Source organism: Protofrankia sp. CiP1_Cm_nod3 (assembly GCF_982290655.1).
In genome coordinates, this window is sequence record NZ_CEVIVD010000099.1 from 9,365 (window position 1) to 20,200 (window position 10,836).

8 protein-coding genes and 1 pseudogene are annotated in these 10,836 nt (G+C 71.6%); 1 reads left to right on the forward strand and 8 read right to left on the reverse strand.

Annotated features, from left to right (window positions below):
• The 7 genes from AC5LUJ_RS17290 to AC5LUJ_RS17320 form a co-directional block, all read right to left on the reverse strand.
• The coding region (locus AC5LUJ_RS17290) for an ABC transporter substrate-binding protein (protein WP_493465294.1) at positions 1-1,440 on the reverse strand (1,440 nt) is incomplete at its 3' end.
• On the reverse strand, positions 1,437-1,667 hold the full coding sequence (secG, locus tag AC5LUJ_RS17295) for a preprotein translocase subunit SecG (RefSeq protein WP_250283334.1): 231 nt from the start codon (positions 1,665-1,667) through the stop codon (positions 1,437-1,439). The genes secG and AC5LUJ_RS17290, both read right to left, overlap by 4 nt.
• 355 nt (positions 1,668-2,022) lie before the next feature.
• The gene (locus AC5LUJ_RS17300) at positions 2,023-3,798 is read right to left on the reverse strand and encodes an ABC transporter substrate-binding protein (protein ID WP_250290689.1); all 1,776 of its coding nucleotides are present in this window, start codon (positions 3,796-3,798) and stop codon (positions 2,023-2,025) included.
• A gap of 204 nt (positions 3,799-4,002) precedes the next feature.
• A complete protein-coding gene (gene tpiA, locus AC5LUJ_RS17305; protein WP_250290686.1) occupies positions 4,003-4,863 on the reverse strand; it encodes a triose-phosphate isomerase in 861 nt (286 codons plus the stop codon).
• Entirely contained in the window at positions 4,863-6,065 is a 1,203-nt protein-coding gene (locus tag AC5LUJ_RS17310) for a phosphoglycerate kinase (RefSeq protein ID WP_250283314.1), read from the reverse strand. The genes tpiA and AC5LUJ_RS17310 overlap by 1 nt, the downstream gene beginning before the upstream one ends.
• 222 nt (positions 6,066-6,287) lie before the next feature.
• The gene (gap, locus tag AC5LUJ_RS17315) at positions 6,288-7,295 is read right to left on the reverse strand and encodes a type I glyceraldehyde-3-phosphate dehydrogenase (protein WP_250283316.1); all 1,008 of its coding nucleotides are present in this window, start codon (positions 7,293-7,295) and stop codon (positions 6,288-6,290) included.
• A gap of 641 nt (positions 7,296-7,936) precedes the next feature.
• Positions 7,937-8,137 carry a hypothetical protein gene (locus AC5LUJ_RS17320; protein WP_250283319.1) on the reverse strand — a complete coding sequence of 67 codons (201 nt, stop codon included), beginning with the start codon at positions 8,135-8,137 and terminating at the stop codon, positions 7,937-7,939.
• 854 nt (positions 8,138-8,991) lie between these two features.
• Here AC5LUJ_RS17320 and AC5LUJ_RS17325 point away from each other — a divergent pair.
• A pseudogene (locus AC5LUJ_RS17325) lies at positions 8,992-9,333 on the forward strand (NUDIX hydrolase); the annotation flags it as partial.
• A 52-nt stretch (positions 9,334-9,385) separates the two neighbouring features.
• Here the strand turns inward: AC5LUJ_RS17325 and AC5LUJ_RS17330 are convergent.
• On the reverse strand, positions 9,386-10,836 hold a 1,451-nt coding region (locus tag AC5LUJ_RS17330; protein ID WP_493465295.1), incomplete at its 5' end, for a glycosyltransferase.

Sequence of the window (10,836 nt, forward strand, 5' to 3'; positions counted from 1 at the left end):
GCTCGCGGGGACGGCGGCGCTCGCGGGGACGGCGGCGCCTGGGTAGTCCGCGGCGGGGACCACATCGACCCGCAGCGTCACCCCCGCGCGGGCGAAGGCGTCCCGCAGCGCCGACGCGACAGCGGCGTCCTCGGCGGAGTCCGTGGTGAGCAGGACCAGGGCGGTCAGGGGACCGCCGCCGGCGGCGGTCCGCGTCCCCTCCCGGCAGCGCGCCGGATCGCCGGTCGACCCCAGCGTCGGGAACGGGTCGCGCGGCTGGAAACCGGCCATGGCCGGCTGCAGCATCTGCGCGGTGGTGGTGGCCAGGACCGGCCCGCCCAGCGCCGCGGCCACGGCGGCGCGATCCACGCAGTACACCAGCGCCTGCCGGACGCCGCCGCCACGCAGCGCCGCCGACGCCGGGCCGTGCTGGCCGACGGTGAGCAGCACGGTGGAACCGGGGCCGTCCGTGGACAGCCTGCCGTCGGCCCGGGTGTCCAGCGCTGCCACGTCGGCGGCGGGGACGGTGCTGTCCATCGCCATGTCGGCCCGGTCGGCGTCGATCTCGGCCTGGGCAGCGGCCGCGTCGACACCGGTACGCACCGTAACGTGATCGGCAAGCGCCGGGCGGATGCCGTCGGACGAGGCGACCCACGCCGGGTCGCGCGACAGCCGGAAGGACCCGTCACCGAGCGTGTCACCGAAGTGGTACGGCCCGTCGGAGATCAGGTTTTCCAGGTACTCGGGCGAGTTCGGGGCGTAGGCGAGGGCTTCCAGCGGCACCGGGGAAGCCGCGGGCAGGGCCAGCACGTCGGTGAAGTCCCCGGCCGGGGCGAGCAGGTGGAACTCGATCGAGTCGTCACCGACGACCTGGACGCCGTCGATACCGCGACGTTCGATGAAGTCGCGTACCCCCTCGGGCGGGGTTCTCATCAGCTCGTCGCAGTAGGCTGCGAAGCCGGCGACCGTCGCGGCGAAGTAGCCGCGCATGGGCGACGGGTCCGGCGGCGTGCACAGCCGTTTGACGCCGCGGGCGACATCGGTCGCGGTGACCCGTCTGATCCCGGGGGTGTCCCAGCGCGCGGCCGGGCGCAGGGTGACGGTGTAGGTCTTCCCGTCCGCGCTGACCGCCGGCGGCCCGACGGCCAGGTCCGGCAGGGGCGCGGCGGTGAAGACCGGGTCGGGGCTGGCCCGGTAGGAGTAGAGCTGACGGGAGACCAGCCGCAGCAGCATCCGCGAACCGGCGTCCGTCGCCCAGCCCGGATCACCGCTGGGCATCCTCCCGGTGACCAGGCGCAGCGTCCCACCCGGCTTGTCCGTTGGATCAGTGGTGACCGTGGGTATAACCGAAGTCACCGGTATGGGTGCCGGCTGTCCAGCACCTCCGCAGGCCGCGAGCGTGGCAAGGACGACCACGCAGAGCAGCCAGGCCGGGATCCGGGTACGCCAGCGGCCGCTCACCCCTTGAGCAGGAGGCCGAGGCCGATGATGCAGGTGAGCCAGATCAGCCCAATCATGACCGTCAGTCGGTCGAGGTTCTTCTCCACCACCGAGGAGCCCCCGAGCGAGGAGGAGACACCGCCGCCGAACAGGCTGGACAGCCCGCCTCCCTTGGCCCGGTGCAACAGGACGAGCAGCAGCAGAAGCACACTCGTGATGATCAGGACAATCGACAGCCCAACAGTCATCTCCGGACCCGCTCCCACACCGTCATCCCGTGATCATGTAAACCGCCCGGCCCGGCCGTGTCATCGCGCGACGCGGCAGGAAGCCCGACACGAGCAACCATGATCGCACCCCCTCCGGCCATACCCGCACCCGACGGCCCCCGGCAGCGCGACAAATGATCATCGCATCGCCTTCGACCATACCGATTCAGCAACCTCCGGCAGCGCAACGAACGATCATCGCACTGCCTTCGGCGGGGCTGACCGGCGGCATTCGTGCCAAGCTACCGCACGGCGGTCCCGCGGCCGGCGCGGCGCACCACCATCGGATCATGCCCGTGCGAGCCGTGGCCCTCCGACGGGCCGCCATGACGCCCTACGGTACGACACCGAGCGAGGCGAAGTCCGTCATCATGAACCCGGGCGAGTAGTGGATGTTGGTGAGCCGGCTGCTGTAGATGTTGAGCGCCCGGTCGTAGAGCAGCGGGACGTAGGCGGCGGACCCCACGACCGCCCGGTCCGTCTGCGTCCACAGGCTCGCCGTGTCCTCGCTGTCAGCGGCCCCGATGCCCTGCTCCAGACCCTGGTCGACCGCGGGCAGAGCCAGTTCGGCGATGTTGGTGCTGTACCGCGGCCGGATCGAGCCGCTGGCGGCGAGCGGGGCGAGGAACGCGTACGGCGTCGGCCGGGTGGCCGCGCCGGCGGCCAGGACGAGGCCGTACTTCATGGTGTGGACGTGCTCGGGGCTGTCCACCGCCGCGGCGTACCCGGCGTCGTCGAACTTCACGACGGTGACCGTGATGCCGGCCCGGGCGAGTGAGGCGCGGACGGCTTCGGCCTGGGCGAGGGAGAGCGGATCCGACCGGGTGACCAGGGTGGTCTCGAAGCCGTCCGGCCGGCCGCAGGCGCCCAGTTCTGTTCTCGCCCTTGCGGGGTTCCCGCTGCCGCCGGGGCTCGGGAAGAGGTCGAACCAGGAGAAGGAGCGCACCGGCGGGGTGAGCATCGTGGCCGCGATGTCGCCCCCGACGAGGGGGCCGCCCCGTGCGGTCTGCTGTGCGCTCTTGTCCACCGCCCAGGCCACGGCGTTGCGGCAGGCGAGCTTGTCCAACGGCGCGACCGTGGTGACCACGGCCAGGTAGCGCAGCCCGCCGGTGGCCTCGCTGGTGGTGCGGGCCGCGCGCAGGCCGGGGTTCGCGCTGATCCGGGCGGTGGCCTCGGCGCCCACCCCGCTCTGGTCGGCGGCGATGTCGGCCTGGTCGGTCAGGATGCGGCTGTCGATGTCGGCCGCGGCGAGCCCCATGCGTTCAACGACGCGGTCGGGGTGGGCGGGCCGGTTCGGGTCGGTCTGCCTGTCCCACTCCGGGTTGCGCACGAGGGTGAGGGACTCCCCCGGACGATAGTTCTCGATCTTGTAGGGCCCGGACGCCACCGGCCGGGATCCGTACCCGGCGCCGGTGTCGTGCGCCCGCGGCACCGGTGTGGAGACCGGGGAGGCCATCAGCAGGTTCCAGTCCGCGAACGGCCGGTTGAGCCGGAACGTGATGGTCCTGTCGTCCGGCGTGGTCACCGCGGCCAGCCCGAGACGGTCGGGCGTGGGGTCGGTGTAGGGACCCCGGTAGGGGTTCTTCTCGTCCTGGAGAAGCCGCACCACCTCGCCGGAGCCCGCGCCCCCGGAGCCCCCGGAGCCCCCAGCCAGCTCCGGGGCGAAGGCCCGCTCGATCCCGTACTTGACGTCCCGGGACGTGATCGGGGTGCCGTCCTCGAAGGCCAGCCCCTCCCGCAGCGTGTACGTCCAGGTGCGCAGGTCCTTCGGGGCCGGCACCTCGGTGGCGAGGTCACCGGCCAGCCTGAGCGCGCCGGGGCTGGGCGCGTACGTCACCAGCTGCCGGGAGATCCACCGCTGCTGGTTCCAGCAGCGCACGGACGCGGTGCGCTGGGGATCCCAGGAGTCGCAGTCGGCGGTGGCGAGCACCCGCAGCGTCCCGCCGTCGCGCGGCGAGGCGGCGATGACCCGGCTGCTGATCGCCGCGGGCGGGCCCGACGGGTCGGACGGGGCCTGCCGGCCTCCTCCCCCGCCCGTACAGGCGGCGAGAAGAAGGCCGAGGACGACCGTGACGGTTCCGGCCCGGATGATCGCACGACAGCGCGGCATGCCCCTGGCGGCCACTTGGGTTCGAGCCCCTTCCCGGCGGGGCCGCACCCCGCCACCGCAAGCCACCCAAGCACACCCCGGGCCGGCCGTGTCCGTCGGCTGTTCCCACGGCACCGGTCGCGATCACGGACCGCGCCGGCCGGCACAGCCCGTGATCGAGTCACCGGAGTCACCGGCATCGCCGGTGACGGTTCGTAGCCGCCGTCAGCTCGGCGGGGCGCTGCGGACGATCGCCGCGAAGTCCGCCGCGTCCAGGCTCGCGCCGCCGACCAGCCCGCCGTCCACGTCGGGCTGGGTGAACAGCTCCGCCGCGTTGGAGCCCTTCACCGAACCGCCGTAGAGGATACGGATGACCGCGGCGACTCCCGCGTCGAAACGCTCGGCGAGCCGCCCCCGGATCGCCGCGCACATCTCCTGCGCGTCATGGGCGGACGCGGTCCGCCCGGTGCCGATCGCCCACACCGGCTCGTAGGCGACGACCAGCGTGCGCGCCTGCTCCAGGGTGATCCCGGCCAGGGAGCCGTCGAGCTGCGCGAGGACATGGCGGACGTGGTCGCCGGCCACCCGCACCGGCTCGGGCTCGCCCACGCACAGGATCGGGGTGATCCCGTGCGCGTAGGCGGCCCGCGCCTTGGCCGCCACCAGGGCGTCGTCCTCGTGATGGTCCGCGCGCCGCTCGGAGTGGCCGACCACCGCATAGCCGCATCCCAGCCGGGCGAGCAGCGGCCCGCCGATATCCCCGGTGTGGGCGCCGGAGCCGTGCGGGGAGAGGTCCTGCGCGCCGTAGCCGATCGCGAGCTTGTCCCCGTCGACAAGGGTCTGGACGCTGCGCAGATCGGTGAACGGGGGCAGGACGACGACCTCGGCGTTGTCGAGCTCGACCGGCTTGAGGTCGAAAGCGATCTTCTGGACCAGCGCGATCGCCTCAAGATGGTTGAGGTTCATCTTCCAGTTGCCCGCGACCAGGATGCGCCGGCCCGTCCCCCGGGGCTTCTTCTTCCCGTTCTTCCCGTTCTTCTCGTTCTTCTCGTTCTTCTCGTTCTTCTCGTTCTTCTCGCTTGCCATCACACGTCCAATGCTGCGAGTCCGGGCAGGGTCTTGCCCTCCAGGTATTCGAGGCTGGCGCCGCCACCGGTGGAGATGTGGGTGAACGCCTCCTCGTCGATACCGAGGGTGCGCACGGCCGCGGCCGAGTCACCGCCGCCGACGATGGTCAGGCCGTCGAGCCCGGCGATCGTCTCGGCCACCCCACGGGTTCCGGCCGCGAACGGCGGGAGCTCGAACACGCCCATCGGGCCGTTCCAGAAGACGGTGCGGGCGCCGCGCAGCCGACCGGCGAACAGAGCCACCGACGCCGGCCCGATGTCGAGGCCCTTGCGGCCGGCCGGGATGGCCCCGGCCGCCACCACGGCGGTGGGCGCGTCGACGGAGAGCTCGTCGGCCACCACCACGTCGGTGGGCAGCACGATCCGGTCCCCCCCTTCGGCGAGCAGGCCCTTCGTGGTGTCGATCAGGTCCGCTTCCAGCAGTGACCCGCCGACGCCGTGGCCCTGGGCGGCCAGGAAGGTGAAGCACATCCCGCCGCCGATGAGCAGGGCGTCGACCTTGGGCAGCAGCGCCCGGATCACCCCGAGCTTGTCGCTGACCTTCGACCCGCCGAGGACGACAACGTAGGGACGGGCCGCGCCGCTGGCGAGGGTGCGCAGCACCTCAAGCTCCCTGAGCACGAGCTGCCCGGCCGCGTGCGGCAGCCGCTCGGGCAGGTCCACGACGCTGGCGTGCGCCCGGTGGACCGCGCCGAAGGCGTCCCCGACGTAGTAGTCGGCCAGCCCGGCGAGCTGGTCGGCGAACGCGGCCCGCACGGCCGCGTCCTTGCTGGTCTCCCCCGGGTGGAACCGGAGGTTGTCCAGGAGCGCGATCTCACCGTCGCCCAGCCCGGCGACAATCTTCTGCGCGTGTGTGCCGGCGATGTCGCCGGTGCCGTCCCCGGTGAACGCGACCGGCCGGCCGAGCAGCTGCGCGAGCCGGCCGGCGACCGGGGCGAGCGAGTACGCCGGGTCGGGTGTGCCCTTGGGCCGTCCCAGATGGGAGGAGACGACCACCCGGGCACCCCGGTCCAGCAACGCCCGGATGGTGGGCACGCTGGCGCGGACCCGCCCGTCGTCGGTGATCCGGGGTGTGTCGCCGGAACGGTCCAGCGGAACGTTCAGGTCGCTGCGGACGATGATCCGCCGCCCGGCGACCTGTAGATCGTCAATGGTCGTCACGCCATTACTCCGAAGTCCCAACCGGCTTCGGACGACACGTCCATGATCGTCGTGGCATCGCCCGAAGACACCAGAAGCCGCCAGTTTTTCCCCACCGGCCAAAGGCGATGCGATGATCGTTATCGCATCGCCGGAGGCCAGCAGGATCTTCCACGGCCAAAGGCGATGCGATGATCGTTATCGCATCGCCGGAGGCCGACAGGGTTCTCCGCCCCGATGTTCCTACAGGCGTCCGCCGACGAGGGCGGTGAGGTCCACCAGGCGGTTGGAGTAGCCCCACTCGTTGTCATACCAGCCGATGACCTTCACCTGGTTGCCGCTGGCCATGGTGAGCAGCGAGTCGAAGGTGCAGGAGGCGGCCGTCCCCACGATGTCGGAGGAGACGATCGGATCCTCGGTGTAGACGAGGACGCCCTTGAGCGGGCCCTCGGCGGCGGCCCGGTAGGCGGCGTTGACCTCCTCGATCGTGACTTCGCGCTTGAGCGTGACGACCAGGTCGGTCACCGACCCGTCGAGGACGGGAACGCGCAGGGCCAGCCCGTCCAGCTTGCCCTTGAGCTGCGGCAGCACCAGGGACGTCGCCTTGGCCGCGCCGGTCGTCGTCGGGATGATGTTCTGGGCGGCGGCGCGGGCGCGGCGCAGGTCCGAGTGCGGGAAGTCGAGGATGACCTGGTCGTTGGTGTAGGCGTGCACGGTCGTCATCAGGCCGCGCTCGATGCCGAAGGTGTCCTCGAGAACCTTGGCCAGCGGCGCCACGCAGTTGGTCGTGCAGGAGGCGTTCGACAGGATCGTGTGCTGCGCCGGGTCGTAGATGTCGTCGTTCACGCCGATGACGACGGTGAGGTCCTCGCCCTTGGCCGGCGCGGAGATGATCACCTTTTTCGCGCCCGCCTGGATGTGCTTGCGGGCGTCCTCGGCCTTGGTGAACCGGCCGGTGGACTCGACGACGACCTCGACCCCGAGGTCCCCCCAGGGCAGGGCCGCCGGGTCACGCTCGGAGACCACCTTGAGGAAGCCGTCGCCGACCTTGATCCCGCCGTCGGCGGGACTCACCGGCTCCGACAGCGTGCCCAGCGTAGTATCGTACTTGAGCAGATGCGCAAGTGTCCTGTTGTCGGTAAGGTCGTTCACTGCAACGATCTCTATGTCGTTACGCTTACTAGCCTGAAGCGCCCGCCAGAAGTTGCGGCCGATACGGCCGAAGCCGTTGACACCCACTCGCGTAACCACGTCAGAGAACTCCTCTATCGTCGGTACATTCCGTTGTCGCAGTGAGCCTAAACGACTTTGAGGGTCACCGGCCGGCATCCTCACAGATCCGTGCCCGCCGTGTCCAGAACTACCCGGCTCGACTCTTTTTTCAATTCTGGTAGGCTGCGGGATGTTTTGACCCCGGCCGGCCGGGCGGTCGGGCGGTCGCCCGGCGATCAACACGATCCGTCAACCGCCGCAATCCCGACCGGTACGGCCCGACCGACAGCGCCCGCCCGATACGGCCCGGCCGGCGCGGCTCGATCGATATGGTCCGACCAATACGGTCCGACCAATACAGCTCGATCGAGTATGGCTCGACCGAGCCGGCCCGACCGGCACGGTCGCGGAGGACATGGCGCGACCCATCGGCGGCAGCCGTGACTCACCGCATCCAATCGACCGCCTGAACTGTATGGCCGCTACGGCCGCACCCTTCGGAAGGCCGCCTGTCCTCGACGGTACCCGCGGCTGTAACACCAATCACACAGGCACCCATCGCCCCGCAATATCCCCTTCCCCGGCCCCTTACGTGGCGGACACCACATCGCGCTACCCTGCCAGAAGAGACACCGTGCCGTTCCCGTCCGTCACCGTTCTCCCACCTCCCTCACGCCACCTCACAGCACCTCCCGCCACCGCCGTTCCACCGGCCGGGCCCTGGGGCGGGTCCCGGAAGCACCCGGTCCCGGCAGCGGCGGGGCCGCGGTGGCGCCGGCCGCGCCGATCGGCGCCGCGCGGCCGGTCAACGTGACGCCCCGGGCGAAGGCGCTCCGGGCAGCCAGGCAGCGGGCAGGCAGCGGGACCGTCCGCCACACCACGCGCCCACCGTCCGTTGAGATACCGCCAGATGTCCGTCGTCGCCCGGTTGTGAAAATTACGTCCGTATTCCGCCGGAGCCGGAAGTCCCGCCCGGCGAGTACCGCCCCGGCCGTATCTCCCCGCCCGACAGGGAGTTCCGATAATTCGCCGAACGGCCTCTTACGGCCCCGCCAGAACGATGTGCGCGGTTTTCAGGAGCGGGACACAATACAGCCGGGAGTTCCCACCGGCCGGGAGTTCGGATACCCTCTGGATTCGAGCGTGACCAGCCATCGGACGGCCGTCGCCCCGGCGGGCTAATACGCCCGGGCACTGATCGTCCGGCAGCCGGAGTTCGACCGGCACGGATACCGTGAAATTGAGAGTGGACGCACCCGCCGGACGCACCCTAAGCTCCGAGACAGTTCAGCGGACGGCCGGCCTTCCAAAGAGGCGGAAAGACGCTGGATGTTGATTGTCATCCATGCTCCGAGTTGGTCTCCGGCGGCGCGCGATAATGCCCCTTTTTCGCGTCGCCGGGGACCTTTCCGAGGGGACCACGAACTCCTCGGTGGCCGGCTGACCGTGCCCCGGCCACCGAGGTCGGACTGGTACCGGCGATCCCCGCCTCCGTCCCCACTCACCCCACCGGGGTGGGGAGCGCCGGTACCGCACCACGGGTGCGGCGGCACAGGTTACGACGACAGCCCCCGGTCGTGCGACCTGCGCCGCCGCACCTTTACCGCGCCGGTACAGGGCACCGGCCGCCAGCACCGGCACCACCCTGCCAGGAGCGGGCCCGACGGTGTCCGGAGAAACGGGATACGGCCATGACGACGTGCCGGGACACGCCCCACGAAAAGCGCACCGCACAATGAGCCGGTCGGCGCTGCCGGTGCGGGTTCACCTGTTGGTGCGCACCGGGGACAGAATTCTTCTCACCACCGGCGACGAGACGTCGCCGGCATGCTGGCGGCTGCCGGCCGGAAACCTCGAGGGGCAGGCCGCCGGCGACGCCGCGGTCCGCGTGGCGCGTGAACAGGCGGCGCTGCTGACAACGCTCGAGGATGTCCGGCTGGAACACGTGGCGCATCACTGGGCGGACGACCGGGAACAGCTTGGGCTGTTCTTCCACGTCACCCGCACATACGGCGTCACCGGCGCCCACGGCGCGGCCGCCACCGGCCTCCCCCGCCGGCCGCGCCGGCTGGCCTGGCATCCGTTGGATGCCCTGCCCGAACGGTTCGCCCAGCCCGATCAGGACGTCGTCACCCGCTGGGCGGACGGGGAGTTCTTCTCGCACGGCGGCTGGACGGCCCGCCGGGGCACAGCCGCCCGCCCGCCTGCCGGTGCCGTTCAGGCAACCGCTCGGGCAGCCTCGGCTCAGGCGGCCGCGACCAGACCGCCGTCAGCTCCCGCTGCCAGTTCTCAAGCGTGAACGGCGAGCGCACGAAGCGCCGCAGCGCCGCCCGCCGGTCCTCGAGCAGCGGCTGGACAGCGGTCAGCGCCCGGGCCGTGTCGGCCCAGATCTCGTCCGTGGCGGACAGCGGCAACATCGTGATCCCGGGCAGCAGGCGGGCGACCTCCGCGATCCCGGGCAGGTCCGTGGCCAGCACCGGAGTGGCGACCGCGCACGCCTCGAGCACGACGCTCGGCAGGCCCTCGAGATACGAGGTGACCAGCAGCAGCGACGCGGCGACCAGCAGCCGGGGCACGTCGTCCCGCTCGCCGAGCAGCTCGACGCGGCCACGCACCCCCCCGGCGGACGCCCTGGCGAGCAGCTCCGCGGTCTCCGCCGGGTCCTGACGCCCGACGATCTGTAGGCGGGCGTCCACCCCCCGCGCGCACAGCGCGACGAGTACGTCGATGGCGCGGGCCCGGTTCTTGTTCGCTCCCGGCCGGCCGATATGGATCATGATGACCGGGCTGCGTGCCCCTTCGGGAACGCTCTCCAGCGCACGCCGGCGGGCCGCGATGGCGACACCGAACGGCTCGACCTCCAGCCCGTTGTAGATCACCCGGCAGCGGGGGTCGACCCGCCACTCCGGGCGCCACAGCTCGCGCATGACCGCCTCGCACACGGCCAGCAGATCGGTCGCGTTCGCGTCGAGCGCCGCCTGTCCCGCCGCGTGCCGCAGAAGCGCGCCAGCGTTGCGCCTCCGCCGGCGGGTGGTGGCACCCGACCAGCCGGTTCCGCCAGCGGCCCACCCGGTTCCGCCAGCGGATCTTCCGGTTCTGTCACCGGGCCGGCCGATGATGCCACCAGCCCCGTCGGCCCTGACCCGGAAATGCGCGACCCGGCGCGGCACACCGGCCACCCGGGCGATACCGAACACGAGCCCGGTGGCATCCGACGCGTACGCGTGGACGACCTGCGGGCGCACGCGGCGCAGCAGCAGGTAGAAGGTGAGCGGGAAGGCCGGGCCGAGCCGGCGGTAGTACACCTCGCCCCCGAGCGAACGGATCTCGTCATCGAGCTCGCCCCGCCGGCCGCTGAGCGAGCAGAACACCAGCCGGAACTCGTTCGGGTCGAGCCGGCGCATCAGCTCCACGGTGCGCCGCTGCGCCCCGCCCCGGTTCATCTCCTCGACCAGGTACATCACCGTCCGCGGCTGCCTGTCGGATGCCCCAGCCCGTTCGGATGCCCCGGCCCGCTCAGATACGCCGGCCCGCCCGGATGCGCCGGCCCGCCCGGCCCCGGCCGCCGACCGGTCTGGAT

Excerpts from the sequence above, each read along its gene's own strand:
- secG (WP_250283334.1), bottom strand. The coding sequence starts at position 1,667 with ATGACTGTTGGGCTGTCGATTGTCCTGATCATCACGAGTGTGCTTCTG.
- AC5LUJ_RS17300 (WP_250290689.1), bottom strand. The coding sequence starts at position 3,798 with ATGCCGCGCTGTCGTGCGATCATCCGGGCCGGAACCGTCACGGTCGTC.
- tpiA (WP_250290686.1), bottom strand. The coding sequence starts at position 4,863 with ATGGCAAGCGAGAAGAACGAGAAGAACGAGAAGAACGAGAAGAACGAG.